The following is a 25,788-nucleotide window of genomic DNA, read 5'->3' on the forward strand; positions in this document are numbered from 1 at the left end:
ACTTGCGTTAGTGTTCAGGGTGTGGTGGAAAGTTCATGGCGGATAAAGACAGGCGGGATCATCGCACCGTTTCGCTGGTGCTGGGCTCCGGTGGGGCAAGAGGGCTGGCCCACATCGGCGTGATTCAGGAGCTGGAGGCCAGAGGGTATGAGATCAAGGCCATCGCCGGCAGTTCCATGGGGGCGCTGGTGGGCGGGATTCATGCCTTGGGTGAACTGAATACCTATGCGGATTGGGTGACGGGACTGGATCAGACGGATGTGCTGGCCCTGGTGGACTGGTCCCTGTCGGGCGGAGGGATCATCCGGGGTGACAAGCTGATCCGCAAGCTCAAGGAGCTGGTGGGTTGCAGCGACATCGAGCACCTGCCCATCAGCTATACCGCGGTGGCGGTGGACATCGAGCGGGGCAAGGAGGTCTGGATCAGTGACGGTCCGCTGTTCGATGCCATCCGGGCCTCCATTGCCATTCCGGCGGTGTTCACGCCCCATCGTTACCGGGGGCGTACCCTGGTGGACGGCGGCCTGCTCAATCCGGTGCCGGTGGCGCCCACCCTGAGGACGCTGACGGACCTGACCATTGTGGTGGACGTGAACGGACCGGCACCAGAGGACGACGCCACCGAGCCCGGGGGGGAAGGCCGGGACCCGGAAGATGAGGCCCAGTCAGGCCTGCTGCAACGCATGCGCGGCTATGTGGAATCCTTCGGCGGCGACAGCGGGGCCAAGGAGGACGGACTGGCCCTGACCGAGGTGCTGATGCGTTCCCTGGAAACCATGCAGGCGGCCATCACCCGTCAGCACCTTGCGGTGTTCCGTCCGGACGTGGTCATCAGCGTGCCCAAGAACGTCTGCATGATTCACGAGTTCCATCGCGCCCGCCCCGTGATCGATCTGGGGCGGCGACTGGCGCGGGAACGCCTGGACGCCTTGTCCGGAAAGGAGGGTTAGGTCCCCCGTTCCCCCGGCTGCGGTTCGAGTTCGTAGGGCTTCACCAGTTGCCACACATGGTCCGGGATCATGTGTTTCATCCGTCCGGGCTGAGCCCGGCGCAGGTGCAGCACCGTCTCCACCGCCTTCATCTCCACCCGCGCCCGGGCAAATTCCAGACCCCGGGGTCCGATGCGGGGCATGAGAAAGGCCGCCAGGGGGCGTGCCCAGTCGGGCATGCCGCGCAGGGGCAGACCGCCCGCCGCTCGCTCGGTATTCTTCATGAATCCCTTCACCGGCCCCTGCCGCTTGCCAGCACTGGTGCAGGGCGCGGTGCGCACTTCATCACCCAGGAGATCCAGCAGGGCCTCGCCCTTGTCGTTGCGCACCACCAGCCACTGTTCTCCCCGTCCCGCCATGTAACCCACGGTGATGTCCGCCAGCACATTGGTGTAGTCCACGCAGGTCTGGCAGGTGAGGGGGAAGAAATCCCGGGGCAGCCTGGAGATGGGGAGCTTGAGGAAGGGGATGGTCTGTACCCGGCCGTCATCGAACCTCAGTTCTACATGGTAATCGGCACGGAATTCCAGGTAGGTCACCGTTTCCGGGCGGTCCGCCAGCAGGGCCAGGAATTCATGGAAATGTTCGGTGGTGGTGTTGTCGGAGCAGGGGGTGCCGATGACATGGAGTGCATCCAGGTCCAGTTCGGGTTCGATGGCGCGCAGGGCATAGATCTGACAGGGCAGGCCGATCACCGCCAGACGCCGGTAGCCCTGGGCCAGGGCCGGTTCCAGGTGGGCCAGCAGGGGGGCGTAACCCATGCGCATGCCCCGGCACCGGGCCATGTCTTCGGCGCGGGTGACCAGCATCGGCTGGGGGCGCCAGCGGTCCTGGGGGGCGGCGGTCATGGTGAGGACGGCATCCACCTGGCCGGTCTCCAGCAGGCGTTCGCCGATGCGGGTGGTGATGCCGGTCCACTGGGCGCCTTCTTGAGGGGTGTTCATGGCCGCCTGCAGCATCCGGCGATAGGGGCCGAAGAACAGTTCGTCTTCCTGGTCCGGGTTCCGTGCCCGGCCATGGACCCGAGCCTCCAGCCGGTCATATCGGGGGTGGATGAACTGGCAGGCGCGGCCGCAGCGCCGGGGATCGGCGGTGCGGGACAAACCGCAATCGGTACACAGGTCGCGGTGGGGGATGGCGGTGGCTTCGGTCACGGCACTGGATCTCTGGATTTTCGTGTTTCGAAAAAACCGGGGGCGACTCATCAAACTCAAGGCAGAACGCGGTCAATGGTCAGCCTGACCTTCGGCGCGGGGGCGTCGGCACTGACCGTGACCGGCTCGCTGACGCCTTCCATGTCGCCACTCTCGGCCTGGGCTATGCCGGTGCGACTGAGGCGGGCCACCACCTGCACTTCGCCGAACTCGCGCATGGACATGCCCGCCACCATGCCGCCCTCGTCTTCCAGGCGCAGGGTCATGGGGAAGGCGTCCGCCCGGGCGCGGACGATGGCCAGGGGCATGCGGGAGCCCTGGGCCGGCCGGGCGAAGACCATGATGAACTCCTCGCCGGTCACCCGTTCCGTCAGCGACTCGTCCAGAACCACCTCCACCTCAATGGCCAGGGCGTCGGTATCGGCACCTGCATCGGCGCTCGCATCGGTGGTGACGGTCTGGTCACCGGCCGTGCCGCCGGTCATGGCCCGCACATCACGCAAGGCCTCGGCCACGGAACGGGCGGAGTCGCTACCTTCGGGCAACTGGCTCAGCAAACGGTCCAGACGCCGGGCGGAGCGCGGGTAATCCCCTTGCTGAAAGTCCGCGATGGCCCCCAGCCACAGACCGTTCTGGTGGTCGGGGGCCAGTTCCAGGGCACGATCCAGCAGGCGGGTCACCTGGCGGTTCACCCCGCCGTCGGCGGCCATCATCAGGGCTTCGGCGTAGTCCACGTTCAGGTCCGGCTGATCGCCCAGGCGCCGGTAGGCCTCGTCAAAGGCCGCCGCGGCGTCCTCGAACTGCTCGATGAAGCCGTAGGTGCGGGCCAGGAACAGCCAGTTTTCGGTATTGTCCGGATCCATCTCCAGACGCTCCCGCAGCTGCACGATCATGCGTTCGATGTCCATCATGTCGTGGTTGGGTTCCTGACCCATGGCCAGGGTCTGGGCGGGAGACATGCGCGGGGCGGTATCCAGCTGGAAATAGATCAGCAGGGCCGCCACCGGCACCAGCACGGCGGTGATGCCCAGCAGGATCAGGCCCTGGCGCGGGGAGGAAGAGGGGGCGACCTGGGTTTCTTCCGGCTGTTCCACGTCGGTGATGAGGTTGTCTTCCAGCTCCCCCTTGGCGGCCTCGTACTGCTCGCGGGTGAGCAGGCCGCCGGCCAGTTCCTGGTCCAGTTCGGCCATGCGCTGGCGGTAGATGGTGAGATTCAGGCCCCGGAAGGCCACGTCGGCCTGTTGCCGGCGCCGGATGAAGGGCCAGAGGATCACCAGGGCCGCCAGGGAGAACAGCAGGACGGCACCGATCCAGAATCCAGTACTCATGCATCTTTTCCTTCGTTCAGCAGGCGGCGGGCACGCTCCCGCGCGGCGGCATCGGCAATGGGCTGCTCATCCCGCCGGCGGCTTTTGCGAGCGGTGAGGTAGAGGGCCGCCAGACCGATCAGGAGCAGGATGAACGGCCCGGTCCAGAGCAGGAAGGTGGCGGCGGAGAGGGGCGGACGGTAAAGCACGAACTGACCATAGCGGGCCACCATGTAGTCGATGACCTGCTCATCGGTGGCGCCGGCCCGGAGCTGGTCCCGCAGCTCCCGACGCAGGTCCCGTGCCAGCCCGGCGTCGGAATCCGCCAGGGACTGGTTCTGGCACACGGTGCAGCGCAGTTCGTGGAGCATGGCCCGGTAGCGTTGCTCCAGCACCGGGTCGTCGAAGTCGGTGGGATCAAGCCCGCCGGCAAGACCCGGACCGGGCAGACAGAGTGCCAGACACAGGCCCAGGGTGGTCAGCAGGGACTTCACAGGGTTTCCCTCCGCAGGGTTTCAACCATGGGCAGGATCTTGTCCTGGGCATCCCGCCAGCTCAGTGGTCCCACATGCTTGTAACGGATCCGGCCCTGGCGGTCGATGACGAAGGTCTCCGGGGTGCCGTAGACCCCCCAGTCGATGCCCACCCGTCCTTCCAGGTCATGGGCGTTCCAGACATAGGGATTGCTCATGCTGCTCAGGTAGTCCAGCCCGTCGCTGCGCTCGTCCTTGTAGTTGAGGCCATAGATGGGTACGCCGCGGTTGGCCAGGGCCACCAGTACCTGATGCTCCTGCCGGCAGGAAACGCACCAGCTGGCCCAGATGTTGAGCAGCACCACCTCACCGTCGAAATCGCTGCTGCCCACCACCCTTTCGGGATCTTCCAGGGCGGGCAACTGGAACCGGGGAGCGGGCTGATCCACCAGCGGCGAGGGCACCAGCCGGGGATTCAGGGTCAGGCCGATCATCAGGAACCCCCCCAGCACCACGACGATGATCAGGGGCAGCAGATAACGCAGACGCTTCATGAGACGGAACTCCGGCCGGCAGGCTCGGGCAGGTCATCGGCGCTTGCCCTGCCGGTATCGTCGGCGGGGCTGTCGCTGGTGCGGCGGGCGAACACCCGGTAGCGACGATCCGCCGCGGCCACCAGGCCGCCCAGGACGATGAGGGTGGCACCGATCCACAGCCAGAGCTGGAACGGGTTGTGATAGAGGCGCAGGGACCAGGTATCGCCCGGCAGGGGCTCGCCCAGGGCGACGAAGATGTCCCGGGTGAAGCGGGTCTGGTAGGCGGCCTGGGCCATGGGCTGGGTCTGTACCCGGTAGACCCGGCGCTGGGGGAACAGCTCGGTGACGAACTCGCCGTCCCGGGTCACCACCACCCGGGCCTCAACGGCCTCGTAGTTGGGGCCGCGCACGCCGTAGGTCTCCCTCAGTTCATAGGTGTAACCGGCCAGGGTGTGGCTCTGGCCATAACCCAGGCGCACGTCCTGTTCCTGCTCGAAGGCCATCAGTAGTGTGATGCCGATCACCAGGATGGCAAAGCCCAGGTGGCTGACGGTCATGCCGTAGTAGCCGGCCGGGGTCTTGCGCAGGGCGGTCAGCGGGTTGCCGCCCCGGTGGGTGGCGCGACCGTAAAGGTCACGGGCGATGGTGAACAGGATCCAGAAGCCCGTGGCGGTACCCAGGACCACCATCAGGGTGATGCTGCCCTGCATGGCCAGGGGGAACACCACCCCGGCCACCAGGGCCGCCAGCAGGGTATGCCACAGGCGACGGGTCACCTCCAGGGGAGAGACATGCTTCCAGCGCAGCAGCGGCCCCAGGCCCACCAGGAAGATCAGCGGGACCATGAGGGGGGCAAAGACCGCATTGAAGTAGGGCGGACCCACGGAGATCTTGCCCATGCCCAGGGCATCCAGCAGCAGGGGATAGAGGGTGCCCAGCAGCACGGCGGCCAGGGCCACCATGAGGATGACGTTGTTGGCCAGCAGGGCGCCTTCCCGGGACACCGGGTCAAACTCCGCGTGGCTGCGCACCGTGGGGGCACGCCAGGCGTAGAGGGCGAAGGAGATCCCCGTCACCGCCAGCAGCAGCATCAGGATGTAGACCCCGCGGGTGGGGTCGGTGGCAAAGGCGTGTACCGACACCAGGACCCCGGAGCGGACCAGGAAGGTGCCCAGAAGGCTCAGGGAGAAGGCCAGGATGGCCATCAGCACGGTCCAGCTGCGGAAGGCGCCGCGCTTTTCCGTCACCGCCAGGGAGTGGATCAGGGCGGTGGCCGCCAGCCAGGGCATGAGGGAGGCGTTTTCCACCGGGTCCCAGAACCACCAGCCGCCCCAGCCCAGGGTGTAATAGGCCCACCAGCTGCCCAGGGCGATGCCGGCGCCCAGAAAGGCCCAGGCGGTGGTGGCCCAGGGGCGGGTCCAGCGTGCCCAGGCGGCGTCCAGGCGGCCGCCGATGAGGGCGGCCACGGCGATGGCAAAGGGTACGGCCAGACCCACATAGCCCATGTAGAGCATGGGCGGATGGATCACCAGACCCGGGTCCTGCAGCAGGGGATTGAGATCCCGCCCGTCCGCCGGCACCGGGAAGATGGGCTCGAACGGGTTGGACGTGAACAGGGTGAAGGAGAGGATGCCCACGCTCACCAGGCCCATCACCGCCACGGTGCGGGCCGCCATCACCGCCGGCAGTCCCTTGCTGAACAGGGACACCGCCAGGGACCAGCCCGCCAGCATCAGCGCCCACAGGACCAGGGAGCCTTCATGACCGCCCCAGACACCGGAGATACGGTACATCAGCGGCAGGGCGGAGTTGGAGTGGTTGGCCACGTAGGCCACGGAGAAGTCGTGGGTGATGAAGGCGTAGGTCAGCGCCAGGTAGGCGATGGCCAGGAACAGGAACTGTCCCGCCACCGCCGTGTGGGCGGTGGCCATCCAGGTGGTGGTGCCGCGATGGGCGCCGATGAGGGGGATGGTGCCCTGGACCAGGGCCATGAGCAGGGCAAGGATGAGGGCGAGCTGGCCGATTTCGGGCATCATACTCAGTAAGCCTTTTTGCCGGGATGTTCTTCGTAGCCCGCCGCCTTCAGGGCCGCGGCCACTTCCGGCGCCATGTAGTTCTCGTCATGGCGGGCCAGCACCCGTTCGGCGCGGAACACGCCGTCGGGCCCCATGCGGCCATGGGTAACCACCCCCTGGCCTTCGCGGAAGAGGTCTGGGAGCAGACCCACGTATTCCACCGGGATACTGTTCTTGGTGTCGGTGACGCTGAAGAAGACCGTCAGGCCCTCCTCGGCGTGACGGATGGAGCCATTTTCCACCAGACCGCCCAGGCGGATGATGCGCTCACCGGGGGCCTCACCTTCCGCCAGTTGAGTGGGCCCGTAGAAATACATGAGATTTTCCCGGAAGGCGCTCAGGGCCAGGGCGGATGCCCCGGATACCGCCAGAACCACCAGCGCCGCGCCGGCCATCCGTCTCTTCTGTCGAGGTGTCATCACACTCTCCTGCTGAAGGTCTTGCCATTGGAGCCTGTGCCCAAGATGCCGCCAGCGTCGTTGTGAGGTTCGCCAGCCTGCCAGATAGCGGGCCATTGATATCACCGATGCGGGTGGGGCCGCAACCGCGCTCAAGAGGGCAGGCAGTGGGCAGAAATGGGCTCTTCTAATGACACTGCCACTTTGTAACGGTTCTAGAGCCGTGAACGGGAGTTGATTTGAGTCAAACCATGGAATCAACGTTTTCCCTCCGGTGGTCGGTGATTCAGACCCATTGCAGCCCGGATTGTCATACCATGTGAGGCAAGTTCAGATGATCGGGAGTCTGCTCATGGCTGATCAGCACTGGGGTTCGTCCCTGGAATCGAATCGGGTTGCCGGCACCCGCCTTGAATTGCTGCTTTTTCAGTTGGAGGGGCGCCAGCTTTACGGGATCAACGTCTTCAAGGTTCAGGAAGTCATCCACTATCAGCCCATGTCCCGGCTTGCGGGAGCCCACCCGCTGGTCAAGGGGATCGCCACCTTGCGCGGCATCACCATGCCCATCATGGATCTGTCCCTGGCCATCGGCGGGCCGGCACTCAAGGAACCGGAAAAGGGCAACATCATCATCACCGAATATAACCGTTCGGTGCATGGGTTCCTGATCCGACGGGTGGAGCGCATCATCAATACCCAGTGGGACAAGGTGCAGCCTCCGCCGCGCAGTACCGGCCGCAATGCCTACGTGACCGCCGTGACCCTGGTGAATGACCAGATCGTCGAGATCCTGGATGTGGAGAAGGTGCTGGATCAGGTGGTGCATGCCAGCACCGAGGTTTCCCCCGCCCTGACTGAATCGGTCCATGCCGAAGCATGCAAGGTGCTGGTGGTGGATGATTCCAGCGTGGCCCGTAACCAGATCCGTGCCTCGCTGGAGCAACTGGGGGTTCAGTGCACCCTGGTCAACGACGGCAAGCATGCCATGGATCTGATCCTCCGCCTGCAGGCGGAGGGGGTGGATGTGGCCCGGCATTTCACCATGGTGGTTTCCGATATCGAGATGCCCGAGATGGATGGCTATCAGCTCACCACCCGCATTCGCCAGGATCCCAGGCTCAGGGACCTCTATATCCTGCTGCATTCCTCCATCAGCGGCGTCTTCAATGTGGATATGGTGCGGCGCACCGGCGCCAACAAGTTCATTCAGAAGTACCATCCGGATGACCTGGCCCAGGCTGTCCGCGAGCGTCTGGAGCAGATCGGCGCCGCCCCCGCGGAAAGCTGACAGCCCGAAGGGGGGCGTGTACCATCACCGGTTCGCCGAACAACCCGTGCCGTCCATGAGTCATGCTGCCCATGTCGTCTTTCCGGCCCATCGGCTGGATGTGGAAGGCCTCGTCGCCGAACGAGGCGAACGCCTGTTGATCCAGGGGCTGGGTTTTTCCCTGGCGGGAGGGGAGTTGTTGCAGGTGGCCGGCCGCAACGGTGCCGGCAAGACCACCCTGCTGCGCATCCTGTGCGGACTGTCCCGCCCCCTGGAAGGTCGTATCTGCTGGGACAGCGTACCCGTGCAGCATCTGGAGGATGGCCCCGCGGCCCACCTGGCCTACCTTGGACACACCAACGCCCTCAAGGACGAGCTGTCCGGCGAGGAGAACCTGCGCATCCAGTCGGCGCTGCAGGGGCGCAGGGTGGGACGGGACGAGGCCTGGGAAGTGCTCGGACGCATGGGCCTTGGCGGGCATGAGGATCTGCCGGTGAAGTTCCTCTCACAGGGTCAGAAGCGCCGGGTGGCCCTGGCGCGCCTGTTGCTGGTGCGCCGTCCGCTGTGGATCCTGGACGAACCCTTTGCAGCCCTGGACGTGCAGGTCATTGAGGTGCTGCGTTCGGCCCTGGAAGCCCATCTGGCCGCCAACGGCATGATCATCCTGACCACCCACCAGGCCGTGCCCATCAAGGGTCGGCAGCGTACCCTTACCCTGGGGAAAGCGGCATGAACGGCCTGGCAACCGCCCTGATCACCCTGCTCCGGCGCGACCTCATCCTGGCCCTGCGGCGGCGCCAGGATGCCCTGGTGGTGCTGGGGTTCTTCGTCGTCGTGGTGTCCCTGTTTCCCCTCGGCGTCGGCCCGGACCCCCAGCTGCTGCGCAGCATGGCGCCCGGTGTGCTGTGGGTGTCGGCCCTGCTGGCCACCATGCTGTCCCTGGAACGGCTGTTTTCCGACGATTTTCGCGACGGCTCCCTGGAACAGATCCTGCTGGCGCCCCAGCCCCTGAGCCTGCTGGTGGGCAGCAAGATCCTGGCCCACTGGCTGATCACCGGCCTGCCCCTGGTGCTGATCTCCCCGTTACTGGGCATGCAGCTTGGCCTGGACGGCACGGAAATCCTCACCCTGATGGCGGCGCTGCTGCTGGGGACGCCCATCCTCAGTCTGGTGGGCGCCATCGGCGCGGCCCTGACCCTGGGGTTGAGGGGCGGCGGTGTCCTGATTTCACTGCTGATCCTGCCCCTGTACGTACCCGCCCTGGTGCTGGGCGCCGGGGCGGTGGATGCGGTCATGTACGGATCCAGTGCCCAGGCCCATCTGTCCCTGATGGCCGCCCTGCTGATACTGACCTTGTTGCTGGCGCCCTGGGCCATTGCCGCGGCGCTGAGAATCATGCTGGATTGACGGAGGAATAACGTGGCTGAACAGCGCGTGCAGTGGTTCAAGTTCGCATCGCCACCCAATTTCTACGACCTGGCCGGGCGCCTGGCCCCCTGGTTCGGTGGGTTGGCGGCCATCCTGTTCGTGGTGGGTCTCTATATCGGTTTCATCCTGGCGCCGCCGGATTATCAGCAGGGCAACAGCTACCGGATCATGTTCATCCATGTGCCCACGGCCTGGATGTCCATGTTCCTCTACGTGCTGATGGCGGTATACGCGGCCATCGGCCTGATCTGGCGGGTGAAGACCGCCGAGGTGATGGCCAAGGCCATCGCCCCCACCGGCGCGATGTTCGCCTTTCTGTGCCTGTGGTCGGGGGCCCTGTGGGGCAAGCCCACCTGGGGCACCTACTGGGTCTGGGACGCCCGCCTGACCTCACAGTTGATCCTACTGTTCCTCTATCTGGGCTACATGGCCCTGCACGCGGCCATCGAGGACCGTCAGCGGGCGGCCAACGCCAGTGCCATCCTGGCCCTGGCGGGGGTGGTGAACGTGCCGATCATCTATTTCTCGGTGGTCTGGTGGAATACCCTGCACCAGGGTGCCTCGGTCACCGTGACCAGTGCGCCGACCATGGAGACGGTGATGTTCGCCGCCCTGCTGGTCATGACCTTTGCCTGCTGGATGTATGCCATCGCGGTGGTGTTGTGGCGGGCGCGGTTGGAGCTGCTGGAGCGTGAGCGACGGGCTGCCTGGGTGCTGGAACGCATGGGAGAGAAGGCATGATCGAGTTTCTTGCCATGGGGGGGCATGCCCCCTATGTGTGGGGTTCCTTTGGGGTGGCCCTGCTGGCAATGGTGGTCGAGATGGTGCTGCTCCGGCAGCGCCGCAAGGCGATGAACCGGCGTCTGGCGCGTCTGGCGCGACTCAACCGGGAAGGTGACGGAGCGACATCACCGGATGTCTGAGCCGAGGCGGGCGGGGACCGTTCCCGCCCGCCGTGCCCGGTGTCACTGGGTGTAGCGGGGAGCCTTGAAGCGCAGGGCCTGCAGGGCCGGATCATGGCCCTTGTCGCCGTGACAGGTCAGGCAGGTGAAGCGCCCCCCCGCCATGATCTCGGTGTGCTCCTGGAAGAAATCCGGGTCGTTTTCCCGGATGTAGTCACTCAGGTGGCAGGCACTGCAGTTTTCCGAGATCTTTTCCGGATGGGTCTGCGAAGGGGCGTCATGGTGAGGATTCACCTGGCCACTGAACATCAGGTAGACCTTGCGCGCGCCCTGGATCTTGTCGGTGACGAAGCCCTTGGTGTGGCAGGTCAGGCAGTCCACCTGGGGATGGCTGCCATGGTCCCAGGAGACCTTTTCATAGGCATGACAGGTGATGCAGAAGTCGTTCTGGGTGGAGACGTGGTGCCCGCCCACTCCAGCCGCGATCAGGCCCAGGAATAGCATGATGATGACCAAAACGACCCATAATCTGCCCATTGCCGGTTGCTCCCGCTCGTGCGTCTTTTGAGTGGAGGGGGGATCCGGTTGGCGGCGGTGATCATTTCCGCGCCTCCCCCATGTACTAAGATCACCCATGCAATGTAGCAAAATCATGCGCCCGAGGGGTGGGCAGATATTGATCCAGCGCTGTAAAAGCCCATCTTATGCTTCACATGGCCGGGCCTCTGGTTACCTGATTCATTGGACTCCATGATAGTGTCAATCCTTGAGACGTATCATTGATCATCGGCCCAACCTCACTCCGGAATGCCATGGACACGACCCTGGAACGCAAGGTGGTATTGATCATTGACGACTTCCAGAACATGCGGGCGCAACTCTCGCAGATGCTGGAGTCCCTGGGGGTGAAGCGTAAACCCGATGTGGCCGGCACCGCCGAAGAGGCGCTGGAGCTGTTGCGTTCCCGGCATTACGACATCGTCCTGTGCGACTACAACCTGGGAGAAGGGATGCATGGCCGGCACATACTGGACATGGCCCGTCGTGAGGGGTGGGTGGATGTCTCCACCGTGTTCATCATGGTGACGGCGGAAAATTCTGCGGAAATGGTCATGGGTGCCCTTGAAAGCGGCCCTGATGCCTACCTGGCAAAACCCATCACCAAGGAACTGCTCAACTCCCGCGTGCTCAAGGGCCTGAAGCGGCGTTCACCGATGATTCCTGTCGCCCAGGCGCTCAGGCAGGGCGATACCCGCCAGGCATTGATGTTGCTGGATACCATGCTGGAAACGGGGCGTGGGGAACGCACGGATATTCTTCGCTTGAAGGCCGAGCTTGCCCTGGACAGCGGGGCGCTGGAGCTTGCCGAGGAGGTCTGCGAGGCCGTCATCAGGGAACACCCGGTGGCATGGGCCTTTACAGCCCTCGGGCAAATTGCCACGAAACGGCGCGAACTGCCCCGGGCCGAGGGGTTCCTGCGACAGGCGATCGTGGTGGCTCCGCAATACATGCCGGCCCATGATCATCTGGCGGCGGTTCTCGAACTGCAGGGACGATCCCGGGACGCGCTGGAAGTGCTGCAGGGGGCGGTTGGCCGTTCCTGGCGTTCAGTGTTGCGGCAGCGGCGCCTGGGATGGATAGCCATGCAGATGCGGGAATGGGCGCTGGCCTGTTCTGCCTGGCAGCAGGTGGTTGAACTGGGCAGGCCCACGGCAGAGGCCCGGGCCGAAGATTGCTTCAATCTCGCCTGCTCATGGCTGGAGATGGGGGAGCTGGCCAGGGCGGCCGGGGTGCTGGAGGAGATGGATGAGGTGGCCGCCTCGGATCCCCTGTTGCGATGGTGGGCCATGGCGGGCCGTCTGCGCATGGCTGTTCATGTACAAGACGACAAGGAGCCGGCCCTTGATGCACTGGATGGACTCATGCTCAGGTCGATACCTCCCGCGGAAGTGCGCCAGGCCCTTGTGGATATCCTGCGACGTCTGGGGGAGGTGACGCGGGCGGAAGTGATGCGCCAGCAGTTTCAGGACTGAAGAATGGCAACCAAGGAGGCGACTTGAGCAAACTGGATTTCAGTACGGTGCTGGCCATCAGCATCCACGACATGAAAAACTCCCTGAACCTGCTTCTGGGTACGCTGGACGAGTTGCTTGAAACCGAGATGCGTCGACCATCGATCGAACAGGAACGTCTTGCCCTGTTGCGCTACGAGGCCCGACGTGTCAACGACACCCTCATTCAGCTTCTTGCCCTTTACCGCAGCCTCAAGGGCCTCTATCGGCCCAATTTCATGCCGGTCCAGATCTATGATCTGCTGGAGGAATACTGGCTCAACAACAAGGTCCTGATGGATTACCGCGGGGTGGAATGCCACATGATCTGCGATCCCGATCTGGCGTGGGTGGTGGACCGCTATCTGGTCAACTGCCTGCTGGAGAATGTGGTCAACAACACCGTGCGCTACACTCGTCGGAGGATGTGCATGTCCGCCCGGCAGTCCGGTGACTGGCTGTTGTTGCAGGTGGCCGATGATGGTCCCGGGTTTCCGGCGGAAATGCTGGGACGGCAGTCCTTTCAGGAGGGCGCGGGGTTTGATCCTCAACAGGGGCGCACGGGTCTGGGTCTCTATTTCTGTGCCCTGGTGGCCAACATGCACGGCGATGAGAGGCATAAAGGATTTGTCGAACTCTCCAATGGTGGGGTGCTGCCGGGCGGTTGCTTCACCCTGCATCTTCCCAGGCTTTTACCCGCCTGATCAGGCCCGGCCCCTGGAGTCGACATACAATGTCTGATGACGATTTCATCAACAAGTTGACGGAACTGGCCAGCTTCGTGGAGTCCACCCGTTCGCTGGAATCCGGGTTGGAAAAGCTCACCACGCTGGTGGCCCATGCCATGGCCTGCCGGCATTGTTCCATCATGCTGGTGTCTGAAGAGAACCACGGGTCCGAGCCCCACTTGCGGGTGGAGGCCCATTCCGGGGACCTGCCGGCGGAGGTGAAGGGGCATCGTCAGCCGCTGGGATCGGGAATTGCCGGCCAGGTGGCCGGTACCGGCGAGCCCCTGTTGATCCTGGATCTGCACCGCTCCGTCTATGCCGGTCTGGCCCGGCGTGACGAACCCGGCACGGTGGATGTGATTTCCGTTCCTCTCCGTCTGGAAGCGCGGGTGATCGGGGTGATCAATGTGGACAGCCCCCTGGATCGGCCCCGTCTGGGCCTGATGGACCTGCGTCTGGCCACCATCCTGGCGCTGGTGGTTTCCAAATCGGTACAGATCCATCGCCTCAAGGGGTTGCTCAAGACCAATTTCATGCAACTCGCCCTGGCGCGGGAGGCCCAGCGCACGAATGGCGCCATTACCCAGGATCCGGCCCGGGTCGCGCGCCTCATGGCGCATACCCTTTATGACGAGATGATCCAGGCTGGTTTTGCCCGGGACCACATTCTGATGGTGGCCACCGAGATCCTGACCCAGGTTCACGACGCCTTGAGCCATCGCTGACCCCCGCCCTCGGGGCGTTCCCGGGCGAGTCATTCCAGCGCAAGCGGGAATCCGGCTGTGGGTCGGGCATTCCGGACTCCCGCTTTCGCGGGAGTGACGGCTGGGGTGTGATTCGCTGCTTCCCTTGTGGACATGGCCTGTGTGTCTCCTCCGTGGGAGCGGCCCTTGGCCGCGAAGGGGGGAAGCCCCCCGCCAGTCCCGCAGAGAGTACAATCCCCCCTTTTGTCGCCACAGGAATCTTCATGTTCAAGAATGCCCGCCTGTTCCGTCTCCAGGATGCCCTGGGCCAGGATGCCATGGCCCTGGAGCAGCAGCTCTCCACTCGCCGTTTCCAGCCTTGCGGCCCCCTGACACTGTCCACCATGGGCTGGTCCGAGCCCTTGGGCGGCGAGACACAGGCCCTGGTCCATGAGGCCGCCGGTTGCCTGCTGATCTGCGCCAAGCGCCAGGAACGCCTGCTGCCCTCGTCGGTGGTGGCGGAGGTGCTGGAAGAGCGGGTCTCGGACATCGAGACCGCCGAGGGTCGCACGGTGGGGCGCGCGGAACGCCGTCAGCTCAAGGAAGCGGTGACGGCCGAACTGTTGCCCCAGTCCTTCACCCGCTCACGACGCATCCTGGCCTACGTGGACACGGTGGCCCACTGGGTGGTGGTGGATGCCGCCAGCGAGCGCATGGCCGAGGATCTGGTGAGCCTGCTGCGGGAGACCCTGGGCACATTGCCCGCCAGTCTGCTGCGTCCCTCGGTGCCGCCGCCGACCCTGATGACCCGCTGGGTTTCCGAAGGTCGCGGCGAGCAGGGCTTCGAGTTGGGCGATGCCTGTGAACTCAGGGATCCCAAGGACAAGCAGTCGGTGGTGCGTTGTCGTGGCCAGGACCTGGCCGGTGACGAGATCGCCACCCATTTGCAGGCCGGCAAACAGGTGACCCAGCTGGCCCTGGAGTGGGAACAGCGCCTGAGTCTGGTGCTGGCGGAGGATCTGTCCCTCAAGCGTCTGCGCCTGACCGATGAGCTGATCGAGGACAGCGGCGTGCTGGAGGCCGATGACCCGGCCGCCCGGTTCGATGCCGAGTTCACCCTGCTGATCCACGAGATGCGAGGGTTGCTGGCGCGTCTGGATGGACTGTTCGGGCTCTCCGGCTCGGACAGCGCCGAAGTGCCCTGGTGATGGGGTAGCGTACCCAATGGGGGGCAGCCTGCCGGCGAATGGGGTGCCGGCAGGCTTTCCGATGGTTAGAACGTGTACTCCACGTTGGCCCGCAGGAAGTGGGCGTCGGAAGTCCCGGACGGGTAGTAGTCTCCCGTATCCAGATACTCTGCCCACAGGTGGGCCCGGAGGCTGGGGCTCAGGTTGATGCCCAGCACGGCGGTGAACAGATCCCCCCGGTGGTCGCCGTCACCGCTGCCGTCCTTCTCGTCCGCGTACAGCCGGTGGGCGCGCAGCTTCAGGGAGGTGTTACCGGACGGGTTCAGGTCCAGGCCGATGAAGGGGGCCTTGAGGTTGCTCCAGCCGGCGATGCTGAACTGGGTGCCCACATAGGAGTAGACATACAGCTCGCTGAACTGGGGCCAGCGGGAGAACACCGGATACCAGGCCTCGTTGTCGCCGGTGCCTGCCTCATTGCCGGACAGGTAGTAATAACCAGCGGTGAAGGCCGGGCGAGTCTGGCCCCAGATTGCCGGTCGCAGGGTCACCGAGGCATCCAGCAGCCGACCCTTGAGGTTGGCATCGCCATGGCTGCCGTCCTGAGCCGCCAGCTCCAGGCTGGCCGAGATCGGGCCGCTCCGGGGCATGAGGCGGGCGCCCAGGGTATGGAAATCCGCATCGGATCTGCCGCCGACCGCCATGCCGGAGCCCAGTTCTTCCTTGTAGATCCAGTAGTACTCGAACGGCATGGCTTCGGACTGGCTGTTCTTGCCGTAGAAGCCCAGGGCACGCTCATTGTGTTCGATCAATCTCAGGCCTGACTTGCTGTTGATGGTGAGTGGGTCCTGCTTCGAGTTGTAGATTGCCAGCAGGTCCAGCGTATGGCCTTCGTTCACCGTCAGGCCGGCCTTGACGGCATTGAAGAACAGGGAGCGGGAACCATCCAGGGGCGTGCCGTTGAGGATGATGTTGCCGGTGCCGTAGATCAGCTCCTGGCGGCCGATGCGCAGATCCAGCAGACCGCCTGCCAGGTTGTTGAAATCCATGTACAGCAGGTCGGGTACCACTTCGCTGAGGAATTTCTGATCATCATTCTGTTCCCGCTCGTAGATGCGGAATTCGTTCATCAGCCGCCCGCGGAAGGCGATGTCCTGATTGAGCTGGTAACCGGCCCAGAGGCGGGTGCGGGTACGATTGAAGAGCAGGTCGTACTGGAAGCCGGCCGCAGTGGGAATGCTGTCCAGGTCGGTGACCCGGACCCGCAAGTCCCCACCCCAGTCCCATCCGGCCTGCGCACTGCCCATCCCCATGAGCAGTGCCAGTGCACCGGCCGATAGTGTCGTCTTTTTCAGCATGACTCCCCCTGACAGGTTTTTGTGTATGACGGTTTAACCCCTGGAAAAGGAGGATTATCCCGTCTTTGCCGGTGGATGTCCTGAAAAAATCACCCTTGCTTCACCACTTCATCGGCGGGTGGCAGCGGGATCTTGTTGCCCTCGTTGTCCAGGCGCACAAAGGTGATGCAGGTGGAAAAGATGGGTTCCTCCTTGCCGCTTTCCAGATCATCACAGAAGACGCTGACGGCATACTGCACCGAGGTGTTGCCCCGTTTGTGCTCGCGGGAGTTGAAGCGCAGCACCGTGCCCTGATGCACGCCGCGGTGAAACTCCACTCCGTTCATGGCCACGGTGACGAAGCGGCAGCCGGGATGGTCGCGGCTGGCGGCGATCCAGGCGATTTCATCCACCCACTTGAGCAGGAAGCCGCCGAAGAGATAGCCGTAGTGGTTCAGGTGTTCGGGTCTTACCAGTTTAAAGGTATCCAAGGGTCACTCCTTGTGGGATCCGACGGGCAGGCCTCAACCCAGCAGGCGCCATCCCAGCCAGACCAGGGAAAAGCCCAGCAGAAAGATCAGCCCCGCCCAGGCCAGGGCCAGCAGGCCCCGGCCCGGCTGGGCGGAAACCGGGACGTGCTCGTGGGTGACCACCCGCAGGGTGAGCCAGGCCAGGATGGGGGCCGAGAGGAAGGAAACGGTGGTGGCAAAGTCAATGAACTGGGTAAAACGTGCCCCGGCAAAGTAGATCATGACCAGGGCGCCGCCCAGCACGGTGATCAGGGCCAGCAGGTAAGGTCCGCGCCGGTGCTCCTCGGGACCGAGAGTGCGGCCCCGGTCGCCGGCCCGGGCGGCGGCGAACAGGGCGGTGATGACCCGGGGATAGGCATCCGTCACCGCCAGGGTGGTGCTGAACATGGCGGTCAGCGCCGCCACGGCGATGATGGGTCGGCTCCATTCACCCAGGGTGCCCGCATAGAGGTCCACCAGCTGGGCGGAAAAGCCCACCGCGGAATTGGCAAAGCTCATGCCGCTGGCGTGCATGGTCAGGGCGCCCAGCAGCAGGAATGCCGCGGCCATCAGGGTGGCGGCGACATAGCCGATGCGAAAATCCGTCAGTGCATGACGCAGACTGGGTCGGGTCCGGGTCTCCCTGGCCCGTTCCAGGGTCCAGAGGGAATGCCAGGCGGCCACGTCCAGGGGGATGGGCATCCATCCCAGCAGGGCCAGCAGGAAGGCAAAACCGGCCGCGCTCCAGATCAGTCCCGCGTTCTGCCAGTCGGCCAGCCGGGACCAGTCCGGTTCCCCGCCAAAGGCCAGCGTCACGGTGGCCAGGGTGGAGAGGGTCAGGGCGGCCATGATGAGTTTCATGCCCAGATCCACCCCCCGGTAATTGCCGATGGCCAGGAGCAGCAGACAGGCCCCCATGATCCACGCCGACAGGGTGGCCGGGGAGGCATCCAGCCCGAACACCAGGCCGAACAGGCCCGCCGTGACCACGGTGACCACGGCCTGGATGATGAACATGGTCCCCAGGGTGACCAGGGCGAACAGGCCCAGGGCCCAGCGCCCCAGCCGGCGGTAGCCCACCAGCAGGTTCTCTCCGGTGGCGGCGGCGTAGCGGGGGCCGAATTCGATGAAGGGGTATTTGAGCAGACAGGCCAGCAGCACCACCGGCAGCAGCAACAGGCCGAATTCGGCGCCAGCACGGGTGGACTGTACCAGGTGGGAGACACCGATGGCCGCGCCGGCCATGAGCAGGCCGGGGCCGATGGCATGGCGCAGGGTGCTGACGCGAAGTTCATTCATCAGGGGGGATCTCAATAAATCAGCAATCCGGGCAGGGCAGGCTGTTACCCAGCAGGACCAGAACCGGGCCGTCATCTCCGGCGGGTTGATGGGGGAGGCAGTGCAGTTCCGGATGGGCCTGTTTCAGCCAGGTGCGGATGGCTTCGAATTCTTCCAGTCCGCCTGAATGGCCCCGATAGATCATCAGGCTGATGACACCGTCCGGACCCAGCACGGCCCGGGCCGCTTCCAGGGCGGCCAGACTCGTTTCCGGGCGGGTGATGATGCCATGATCCCCGCCGGGCAGATAGCCCAGGTTGAAGGTCACTGCCCTGATCCGGCCCCGAGCATGGTCGGGCAGGTGTCGGTCCAGGTGCTGATGTCCGTCCTGGATCAGGGTGGCCCGATCCGCCACGCCGGCCTCATCCAGGCGTTTGCGGGTGGCGTCCAGCGCGGCGGTCTGGATGTCAAAGGCCCAGACATGGCCGGCCTCACCCACCGTCCGGGCCAGGAACAGGGTGTCATGTCCGTTGCCGGCGGTGGCGTCCACTGCCAGATCGCCCGGCTGCAGTAGCCCGGAAAGCTGTTCATGGGCGATACGCGTGAGGGGCTTGAGGTTGCGATGCATGCTTCAGATCCTTCTGCTGAGTTGCGATCAAGGGAGGAAAAAGGTGGTTTCTTCACAGGCCCGTAGCATGGCCTGCAGTGATTCGGGGTCCGCCAGGCGATGATCCGGACCCACCGTGATCAGGGTGACGGGTGCGGGCCGGCTGTTGTCCACCAGGAATCGGGAGTCGGCAAAGGGAATGACTTCATCCGTCGGAGAATGGAGGATGACCGTTCCCGCCTTGACCCGGTCGGCGGAGCCCCAGAGCCGCCAGGCAGGGCAGAGCAGCACCAGTGGAATTCGCTGGCTGTCCAGGGCCATGGCCACGGCACCGCCACGGGAGGAGCCGACGATGACCTCCGGGCGATGGGTCTCCAGGGCGGATTGCGCCGTGCCGACGGCGGCCTCGAAGTCGTCGTCGTCCAGCAACGGGTTAATGACCTCGTGGCCTTGTGATAGCAGGTATGACGGTTTAAGGCCTCCGGGCCTGGACTGCCAGCCGTGGAGAAACAGGATCTTCATCGGGGCGAGACCATGCAGGGGGCATGCGTGCAAAGCAGGGCCTTGAGGTGTCTGGCGGTCTGTTCGTCATCCCCCTGGATTGCATGGGCGCCCATGGAGAAATGTGTCTTTTGGTTGCGTTTACGGGCCACGAGGTTGTCTGCGGGCTGAGGATATGAGCGATATGCTAGTGCATCCTGCAAGCCGGTGAAAATCAGGTCTTGAAATAACCCGCCGCAGTGCAGTGTTCGGGCGGCCTGATGCCCTCGGGAAGGACCGGCGTTCCTCCGGACGGAGAAACGCCGGTGGCATGGGAGCCTGATCAGAGACCGGCCGCGGCCTTGAGGGCATCCGCCTTGTCGGTGCGTTCCCAGGGCAGGTCCACGTCTTCACGGCCGAAGTGACCGTAGGCCGCTGTCTGCCGGTAGATGGGACGCAGCAGGTCCAGCATGCTGATGATGCCCCAGGGGCGCAGGTCGAAATGCTCGCGCACCAGGTCGACGATCTGCTGGTTGGAAATCTTGCCGGTGCCGAAGGTGTCGACGCTGATGGAGGTGGGGCGGGCCACGCCGATGGCGTAGGAGACCTGGATCTCGCAGCGTTCCGCCAGGCCCGCGGCGACGATGTTCTTGGCCACGTAGCGGCCGGCATAGGCGGCGGAGCGGTCCACCTTGGAGGGGTCCTTGCCGGAGAAGGCACCGCCGCCGTGACGGGCCATGCCGCCGTAGGTATCGACGATGATCTTGCGCCCGGTCAGGCCGCAGTCGCCCACGGGGCCGCCGATGACGAACTTGCCGGTGGGGTTGATGTGGATGTTCTCGTCACGGCAGGTGGCCAGCCATTCGGCGGGCAGCACCGGCTTGATGATGCAGTCCATCACCGCTTCGCGCAGGGCCTTCTGGTCGATTTCCGGGGCGTGCTGGGTGGACAGTACCACGGCGTCGATGCCCACCGGTTTGCCGCCTTCATAGCGGAAGGTGACCTGGCTCTTGGCGTCGGGGCGCAGCCAGGCCAGTTCACCGGATTTGCGCACGTGGGCCTGACGGCGCACCAGTTCGTGGGCGTAGTGGATGGGGGCGGGCATCAGTGCGCCGGTTTCGTTGCTGGCATAGCCGAACATCAGGCCCTGGTCGCCGGCGCCCTGTTCCAGGCGGTTGCTCACGTCGCGATCCACCCCCTGGGCGATATCGGGGGACTGCTTGCCCAGGGCGTTGATGACAGCGCAGGTGTGACCGTCGAAGCCGGTGTCGCAGTTGTCGTAGCCGATGTCGTTGACCACGTCGCGAACCAGATTCTCGTAATCCACATGCACCGGGGTGGTGATCTCGCCGGCCAGTACCACCATGCCGGTCTTCACCAGGGTTTCACAGGCGATGCGGGCGTGGGGGTCTTGCGCCAGAATGGCGTCCACGATGGCATCGGAGATCTGGTCGGCCATCTTGTCCGGGTGGCCCTCGGACACGGATTCGGAAGTAAACAGATGGGAATCTTTCATACTTTTTAGCTACTCCTCCGGCTCTCGGGTGCCCGCCTGGCGGCCCACCCTCGGATTGATGATGGTGATCCGCGCCGGATTTTACCCTGAATGGGACGCTTGTGGCGCGTCAAGCCTGTTTGAGCAATCCCTTAATTTATATATTGTGTCTTTCCTTATCTGATTTATCGTTGTATCTGAATGCCTTATGAGGCGGTGCAGCAAAAGGCCCCCTGTTTCGCTCGGGCTTGCGACAAGCCCCCCTGTCAGGGAAAATGCAGGCCGATAACGCCGTGGTCAATGCATATTCCATGTGGTATCCATGACCGGGTGATATGCTCGTGCCTGATTCAACCTGCTGTCCCGGAACACTTTTTCAGCGACCAGTTTTGAGGTGTGCCGCGTTTTTCCGAGTCATGCGAATAACCAGAACACCGCCAAACGGTGTCAATGCGGCAGACCATGAAGACCATTATTTCCACCCTTGTCAGGAGATCTGCATGCCTTCCCGCAAAGAGCTAGCCAACGCTATTCGTGCGCTTTCCATGGACGCGGTCCAGAAGGCCAACTCCGGTCATCCCGGTGCGCCCATGGGCATGGCCGACATCGCCGAAGTGCTCTGGAACGACTATCTCAAGCACAATCCGGCCAATCCCCAGTGGGCGGACCGTGACCGCTTCGTGATGTCCAATGGCCATGGTTCCATGCTGGTGTATTCCCTCCTGCATCTGAGTGGCTACGACCTGCCCATCGACGAACTCAAGCAGTTCCGGCAGTTCCATTCCCGTACCCCCGGCCATCCTGAATACGGCTACACCCCCGGTGTCGAGACCACCACCGGTCCCCTGGGGCAGGGCATCACCAATGCGGTGGGCATGGCCATCGCCGAAAAGGCCCTGGCAGCCCATTTCAACCGCCCCGGCCATGAGGTGGTGGATCATTACACCTATGCCTTTCTGGGCGACGGCTGCCTGATGGAAGGCATCTCCCACGAGGCCTGCTCCCTGGCCGGCACCCTGGGTCTGGGCAAGCTGGTGGCCTTCTACGACGACAACGGCATCTCCATCGACGGCGAGGTGGAAGGCTGGTTCACCGACGATACCCCCAAGCGTTTCGAGGCCTACGGCTGGCATGTGGTGCCGGGGGTGGATGGTCACGATGCCGAGGCGGTGAAGCAGGCCATCGAGCAGGCCCGGGCAGTGAAGGACCGTCCCACCCTGATCTGCTGCAAGACCATCATCGGCTGGGGTTCTCCCAACAAGCAGGGCAAGGAAGAGTGCCATGGCGCGCCCTTGGGCCAGGACGAGATCGCGCTGGTGCGCGAGACCCTCGGCTGGCCCCATGAACCCTTCGTGATCCCGGACGAGATCCGGGCCGGCTGGAATGCCCGTGACAAGGGCACCCAAGCCGAAAGCGCCTGGCAGGCCCGCTTTGCCGAATATGCCAAGGCCCACCCCGAACTGGCCGCCGAATTCACCCGCCGCATGGGCGGTGAGCTGCCCGCCGACTGGGCGCAGAAGGCCCAGGCCTTCGTTGAGGAGACCGTGGCCAAGGCCGAGACCATCGCCAGCCGCAAGGCTTCCCAGAACGCCATCGGCGGCTATGCCCCGGCCCTGCCGGAACTGCTGGGCGGCTCCGCCGACCTGGCCGGTTCCAACCTCACCCTGTGGAAGGGCTCCAAGGGCATCAGCAAGGAGGACGGCGACGGCAACTACCTGTTCTACGGGGTGCGGGAGTTCGGCATGGCCGCCATCATGAACGGGATCGCCCTGCACGGCGGCTTCATCCCTTACGGCGGCACCTTCCTGATCTTCAGCGACTATGCCCGTAACGGCCTGCGCATGTCTGCCCTCATGAAGCAGCGGGTGATCTACGTGATGACCCATGATTCCATCGGTCTGGGCGAAGACGGCCCCACCCACCAGCCGGTGGAGCAGGTCACCAGCCTGCGGCTGATTCCCAACATGCATGTCTGGCGTCCCTGCGATGCGGTGGAGACCGCCGTGGCCTGGAAGGCGGGCATCGAGCGCGCCGACGGTCCCAGTCTGCTGAGCCTGTCCCGCCAGAACCTGCCCCACCAGGCCCGCACCCAGGCCCAGTTGGCCGATATCGCCCGGGGCGGCTATGTGCTGCATGATGCCGGCGGCCAGCCGGATGCCATTATCCTGGCCACCGGCTCGGAGGTGGGGATTGCCATGGAGGCGGCCAAGACGATGGAGGCCAAGGGCAAGCGTGTCCGGGTGGTGTCCATGCCCTGCCAGGAAGTGTTCGATGCCCAGGATGCCGACTACCGGGAGTCCGTGCTGCCCGGCGCCGTGCGCGCCCGCGTGGCCGTGGAGGCCGGCGTGACCGTCGGCTGGCTCAAGTATGTGGGTCTGGATGGTCGCGTGGTGGGCATGGATCGCTTCGGCGAATCCGCCCCCGGCGGCGAGTTGATGAAACATTTCGGCTTCACGGCGGACAATGTGGTCAGTGCGGTGGAGGCCGTGCTGGGCTGAGTGGCCGCCCAACATTGAATTTTTCAAAGCAAAAGCTGGAGACAACAAACGATGACAATCAAAGTCGGTATCAACGGTTTCGGCCGCATCGGCCGCATGGCCTTCCGGGCCATTTCCAAGGAATTCCCGGAACTGGAAGTGGTGGCCATCAACGATCTGCTGGATCCGGAATACCTGGCCTACATGCTGCGCTATGACTCCGTCCACGGCCGTTTCGACGGCGAAGTCTCCGTGGAAGGTAACCACATGGTGGTCAACGGCAAGAAGATCCGCCTGACCGCCGAGCGCGACCCCGCCAACCTCAAGTGGAACGAGGCGGGTGCCGAACTGGTGATCGAGTCCACCGGCTTCTTCCTCACCGAGGAAACCTGCCAGAAGCACATCGATGCCGGTGCCCGGAAGGTCATCCAGAGCGCCCCCTCCAAGGACGCCACTCCCATGTTCGTGTACGGCGTGAACCACAAGGAATACACCGGTCAGGCCATCATCTCCGCCGCCTCCTGCACCACCAACGCCCTGGCGCCGGTGGCCAAGGTGCTCAACGACAATTTCGGCATCAAGCGCGGCCTGATGAGCACCGTGCACGCCGCCACCGCCACCCAGAAGACCGTGGACGGTCCCTCCCAGAAGGACTGGCGCGGTGGTCGTGGCATCCTGGAGAACATCATCCCGTCCTCCACCGGTGCCGCCAAGGCCGTGGGCAAGGTGCTGCCCGCACTGAACGGCAAGCTCACCGGCATGGCCTTCCGCGTACCCACCTCCGACGTCTCCGTGGTGGACCTGACCGTGGAACTGGAAAAGGGTGCTTCCTATGAGACCATCTGCCAGACCATGAAGTCCGCCGCCACCAGCGGTGACCTGCAGGGTGTGCTGGGTTACACCGACGAGAAGGTGGTGGCCACCGATTTCCGCGGCGTGAACCTGCCGTCCATCTTCGACGCCGAAGCCGGCATCCAGCTGGATGAGACCTTCGTCAAGGTGGTGGCCTGGTACGACAACGAGTATGGCTACACCTGCAACATGCTGCGCCTGGCGCGGCACGTGGGCGGCCTGTAACCGGTCGGCCCCCCCTCTCCTTGGGGAGAGGGGGGGCCGTTTCCTTCTCCATCTGGGGAAGAAAGGAGAGAAAACAACCCAGAGTCTTCCGGCAAGCCCCGGTTTGCCAGAACACTTTGCAAGACCCCAGAACAAATATCCGAAAACCATCCAAGGAGTTGCGCATGTCCGTCATCAAGATGACCGATCTGGACCTGAAGGGTAAACGGGTGCTGATCCGCGAGGATCTCAATGTCCCCGTGAAGGACGGCAAGGTGACCTCGGATGCCCGCATCCGCGCCAGCCTGCCCACCATCGAGCACGCCATGAAGGCCGGCGCCCGGGTCATGCTCATGTCCCACCTGGGCCGCCCGGAGGAGGGTGTGTTCAGCGAGGCCGACTCCCTGGCACCGGTGGCCGCCCATCTCTCCGGTCTGCTGGGCAAGGAAGTGCGCCTGGTACGGGATTACCTGAACGGGGTGGAGGTGGCCGAGGGCGAAGTGGTGCTGCTGGAAAACGTCCGTTTCAACAAAGGTGAGAAGAAGGACGACGAAGCCCTGTCGAAGCAATACGCCGCCCTCTGCGACATCTACGTGATGGACGCCTTCGGCACCGCCCACCGGGCCCAGGCCTCCACCCACGGTGCCGGCAAGTTCGCCCCGGTGGCTTGTGCCGGCCCCCTGCTGGCGGCGGAACTGGAAGCCCTGGGCAAGGCCCTGGACAATCCGAAGCGCCCGCTGGTGGCCATCGTCGGCGGTTCCAAGGTTTCCACCAAGCTGACCGTGCTCGAATCCCTGTCCAAGGTGGTGGATCAGCTCATCGTCGGCGGTGGCATCGCCAACACCTTCATTGCCGCCCAGGGTCACGGGGTGGGCAAATCCCTGTGTGAAAACGACCTGATCCCCGAGGCAAAGCGCCTGATGGAAGCGGCGCGGGCCAAGGGCGGCGACATTCCCGTTCCCACCGACGTCACCGTGGGCAAGGCGTTCTCCGAATCCACCCCGGCCACCACATGCAAGGTGAGCGACGTGGCCGATGACGACATGATCTTCGACGTGGGGCCGGACACCGCCGCCGGTTACGCCGAACTGCTGAAGAAGGCCGGCACCATCGTCTGGAACGGCCCCGTGGGCGTGTTCGAGTTCGACCAGTTTGCCGCCGGCACCCAGGCCATGGGTGAGGCCATTGCCGCCAGCGACGCCTTCTCCATCGCCGGCGGTGGCGATACCCTGGCCGCCATCGACAAGTACGGCCTGGCCGATCGCATTTCCTACATCTCCACCGGCGGTGGTGCCTTCCTGGAGTTCCTGGAAGGCAAGACCCTGCCCGCCGTGGCCATGCTGGAGGCCCGGGCCAGGGGCTGAGCGGTCATCA

General features: G+C 64.4%; 26 protein-coding genes. 13 read left to right on the plus strand and 13 right to left on the minus strand.

Annotated features, from left to right (window positions below):
• The first annotated feature begins 35 nt into the window (after positions 1-35).
• Positions 36-950 carry a patatin-like phospholipase family protein gene (locus CKO35_RS06425; RefSeq protein ID WP_200173768.1) on the plus strand — a complete coding sequence of 305 codons (915 nt, stop codon included), beginning with the start codon at positions 36-38 and terminating at the stop codon, positions 948-950.
• On the opposite strand, the gene CKO35_RS06430 is transcribed toward CKO35_RS06425, so the two are convergent.
• Genes CKO35_RS06430 through ccmE form a run of 6 tightly spaced genes read right to left on the minus strand, consistent with a single transcriptional unit; the run spans position 947 to position 6,953 of the window.
• Positions 947-2,143, minus strand: coding sequence for a Coenzyme F420 hydrogenase/dehydrogenase, beta subunit C-terminal domain (locus CKO35_RS06430; RefSeq protein WP_200173770.1), 1,197 nt, complete (start codon positions 2,141-2,143; stop codon positions 947-949). The genes CKO35_RS06425 and CKO35_RS06430 overlap by 4 nt on opposite strands.
• A 56-nt stretch (positions 2,144-2,199) precedes the next feature.
• The gene (gene ccmI / locus CKO35_RS06435) at positions 2,200-3,471 is read right to left on the minus strand and encodes a c-type cytochrome biogenesis protein CcmI (protein WP_200173772.1); all 1,272 of its coding nucleotides are present in this window, start codon (positions 3,469-3,471) and stop codon (positions 2,200-2,202) included.
• Positions 3,468-3,944, minus strand: a complete 477-nt coding sequence (locus CKO35_RS06440) for a cytochrome c-type biogenesis protein CcmH (protein WP_200173774.1) — start codon at positions 3,942-3,944, stop codon at positions 3,468-3,470. The genes ccmI and CKO35_RS06440 overlap by 4 nt, the downstream gene beginning before the upstream one ends.
• On the minus strand, positions 3,941-4,477 hold the full coding sequence (locus tag CKO35_RS06445; protein ID WP_200173776.1) for a DsbE family thiol:disulfide interchange protein: 537 nt from the start codon (positions 4,475-4,477) through the stop codon (positions 3,941-3,943). The genes CKO35_RS06440 and CKO35_RS06445 overlap by 4 nt, the downstream gene beginning before the upstream one ends.
• Entirely contained in the window at positions 4,474-6,495 is a 2,022-nt protein-coding gene (locus CKO35_RS06450) for a heme lyase CcmF/NrfE family subunit (RefSeq protein WP_200173778.1), read from the minus strand. Before CKO35_RS06450 ends, CKO35_RS06445 begins: the two co-directional genes overlap by 4 nt.
• Positions 6,496-6,497: 2 nt before the next feature.
• Positions 6,498-6,953, minus strand: a complete 456-nt coding sequence (ccmE, locus tag CKO35_RS06455; RefSeq protein WP_200173780.1) for a cytochrome c maturation protein CcmE — start codon at positions 6,951-6,953, stop codon at positions 6,498-6,500.
• Between the two features lie 331 nt (positions 6,954-7,284).
• On the opposite strand from ccmE, the gene CKO35_RS06460 reads away from it, so the two are divergent.
• The 5 genes from CKO35_RS06460 to ccmD are packed head-to-tail and all read left to right on the plus strand — an operon-like array spanning position 7,285 to position 10,550.
• Positions 7,285-8,220 carry a chemotaxis protein gene (locus CKO35_RS06460; protein WP_200173782.1) on the plus strand — a complete coding sequence of 312 codons (936 nt, stop codon included), beginning with the start codon at positions 7,285-7,287 and terminating at the stop codon, positions 8,218-8,220.
• A 55-nt stretch (positions 8,221-8,275) separates the two neighbouring features.
• Complete coding sequence (ccmA, locus tag CKO35_RS06465; RefSeq protein WP_200173784.1) at positions 8,276-8,932, plus strand: cytochrome c biogenesis heme-transporting ATPase CcmA; 657 nt, start codon at positions 8,276-8,278, stop codon at positions 8,930-8,932.
• Positions 8,929-9,606 carry a heme exporter protein CcmB gene (gene ccmB, locus CKO35_RS06470; protein ID WP_200173786.1) on the plus strand — a complete coding sequence of 226 codons (678 nt, stop codon included), beginning with the start codon at positions 8,929-8,931 and terminating at the stop codon, positions 9,604-9,606. The genes ccmA and ccmB overlap by 4 nt, the downstream gene beginning before the upstream one ends.
• Positions 9,607-9,618: 12 nt before the next feature.
• Positions 9,619-10,368 (plus strand): heme ABC transporter permease CcmC, encoded by a 750-nt coding sequence (gene ccmC / locus CKO35_RS06475; RefSeq protein WP_200173793.1) that lies wholly within the window; start codon positions 9,619-9,621, stop codon positions 10,366-10,368.
• On the plus strand, positions 10,365-10,550 hold the full coding sequence (gene ccmD / locus CKO35_RS06480; RefSeq protein WP_200173794.1) for a heme exporter protein CcmD: 186 nt from the start codon (positions 10,365-10,367) through the stop codon (positions 10,548-10,550). The genes ccmC and ccmD overlap by 4 nt, the downstream gene beginning before the upstream one ends.
• Positions 10,551-10,592: 42 nt before the next feature.
• Here the strand turns inward: ccmD and CKO35_RS06485 are convergent, their stop codons facing one another.
• Positions 10,593-11,066, minus strand: a complete 474-nt coding sequence (locus CKO35_RS06485) for a NapC/NirT family cytochrome c (RefSeq protein WP_200173796.1) — start codon at positions 11,064-11,066, stop codon at positions 10,593-10,595.
• 275 nt (positions 11,067-11,341) lie between these two features.
• Between CKO35_RS06485 and CKO35_RS06490 the strand changes: the two genes are divergently transcribed.
• The 4 genes from CKO35_RS06490 (at position 11,342) to CKO35_RS06505 (ending at position 15,199) form a co-directional block, all read left to right on the plus strand.
• Positions 11,342-12,562 (plus strand): response regulator, encoded by a 1,221-nt coding sequence (locus CKO35_RS06490; protein ID WP_200173798.1) that lies wholly within the window; start codon positions 11,342-11,344, stop codon positions 12,560-12,562.
• 23 nt (positions 12,563-12,585) lie between these two features.
• Positions 12,586-13,284, plus strand: a complete 699-nt coding sequence (locus CKO35_RS06495; protein WP_200173800.1) for a sensor histidine kinase — start codon at positions 12,586-12,588, stop codon at positions 13,282-13,284.
• A gap of 29 nt (positions 13,285-13,313) precedes the next feature.
• Positions 13,314-14,033 carry a GAF domain-containing protein gene (locus CKO35_RS06500; protein WP_200173802.1) on the plus strand — a complete coding sequence of 240 codons (720 nt, stop codon included), beginning with the start codon at positions 13,314-13,316 and terminating at the stop codon, positions 14,031-14,033.
• A gap of 242 nt (positions 14,034-14,275) precedes the next feature.
• On the plus strand, positions 14,276-15,199 hold the full coding sequence (locus tag CKO35_RS06505; protein WP_200173804.1) for a recombination-associated protein RdgC: 924 nt from the start codon (positions 14,276-14,278) through the stop codon (positions 15,197-15,199).
• Between the two features lie 65 nt (positions 15,200-15,264).
• Here CKO35_RS06505 and CKO35_RS06510 read toward each other — a convergent pair whose 3' ends face one another.
• The 6 genes from CKO35_RS06510 to metK form a co-directional block, all read right to left on the minus strand.
• Entirely contained in the window at positions 15,265-16,533 is a 1,269-nt protein-coding gene (locus CKO35_RS06510) for an alginate export family protein (RefSeq protein WP_200173806.1), read from the minus strand.
• An 89-nt stretch (positions 16,534-16,622) separates the two neighbouring features.
• Positions 16,623-17,003, minus strand: a complete 381-nt coding sequence (locus tag CKO35_RS06515) for an acyl-CoA thioesterase (protein ID WP_200173808.1) — start codon at positions 17,001-17,003, stop codon at positions 16,623-16,625.
• 33 nt (positions 17,004-17,036) lie between these two features.
• A complete protein-coding gene (locus CKO35_RS06520; RefSeq protein WP_200173810.1) occupies positions 17,037-18,320 on the minus strand; it encodes an NRAMP family divalent metal transporter in 1,284 nt (427 codons plus the stop codon).
• Positions 18,321-18,339: 19 nt separating this feature from the next.
• Positions 18,340-18,927, minus strand: a complete 588-nt coding sequence (gene mnmM / locus CKO35_RS06525) for a tRNA 5-(aminomethyl)-2-thiouridylate-methyltransferase MnmM (RefSeq protein ID WP_200173812.1) — start codon at positions 18,925-18,927, stop codon at positions 18,340-18,342.
• Between the two features lie 27 nt (positions 18,928-18,954).
• Positions 18,955-19,428 (minus strand): alpha/beta fold hydrolase, encoded by a 474-nt coding sequence (locus CKO35_RS06530; RefSeq protein ID WP_200173814.1) that lies wholly within the window; start codon positions 19,426-19,428, stop codon positions 18,955-18,957.
• A 301-nt stretch (positions 19,429-19,729) separates the two neighbouring features.
• Entirely contained in the window at positions 19,730-20,902 is a 1,173-nt protein-coding gene (metK, locus tag CKO35_RS06535) for a methionine adenosyltransferase (protein WP_200173815.1), read from the minus strand.
• 479 nt (positions 20,903-21,381) lie between these two features.
• Between metK and tkt the strand changes: the two genes are divergently transcribed.
• The 3 genes from tkt to CKO35_RS06550 all read left to right on the plus strand — a co-directional run bounded on the left by tkt (position 21,382) and on the right by CKO35_RS06550 (position 25,778).
• Complete coding sequence (gene tkt, locus CKO35_RS06540; protein WP_200173817.1) at positions 21,382-23,379, plus strand: transketolase; 1,998 nt, start codon at positions 21,382-21,384, stop codon at positions 23,377-23,379.
• Positions 23,380-23,430: 51 nt separating this feature from the next.
• Entirely contained in the window at positions 23,431-24,435 is a 1,005-nt protein-coding gene (gene gap / locus CKO35_RS06545; RefSeq protein ID WP_200173825.1) for a type I glyceraldehyde-3-phosphate dehydrogenase, read from the plus strand.
• A 164-nt stretch (positions 24,436-24,599) separates the two neighbouring features.
• Positions 24,600-25,778 (plus strand): phosphoglycerate kinase, encoded by a 1,179-nt coding sequence (locus tag CKO35_RS06550; RefSeq protein ID WP_200173827.1) that lies wholly within the window; start codon positions 24,600-24,602, stop codon positions 25,776-25,778.
• Positions 25,779-25,788: the final 10 nt, after the last annotated feature.

Origin of the sequence: Ectothiorhodospira shaposhnikovii (assembly GCF_016584105.1) — a bacterium.
GTDB lineage: Bacteria > Pseudomonadota > Gammaproteobacteria > Ectothiorhodospirales > Ectothiorhodospiraceae > Ectothiorhodospira > Ectothiorhodospira shaposhnikovii.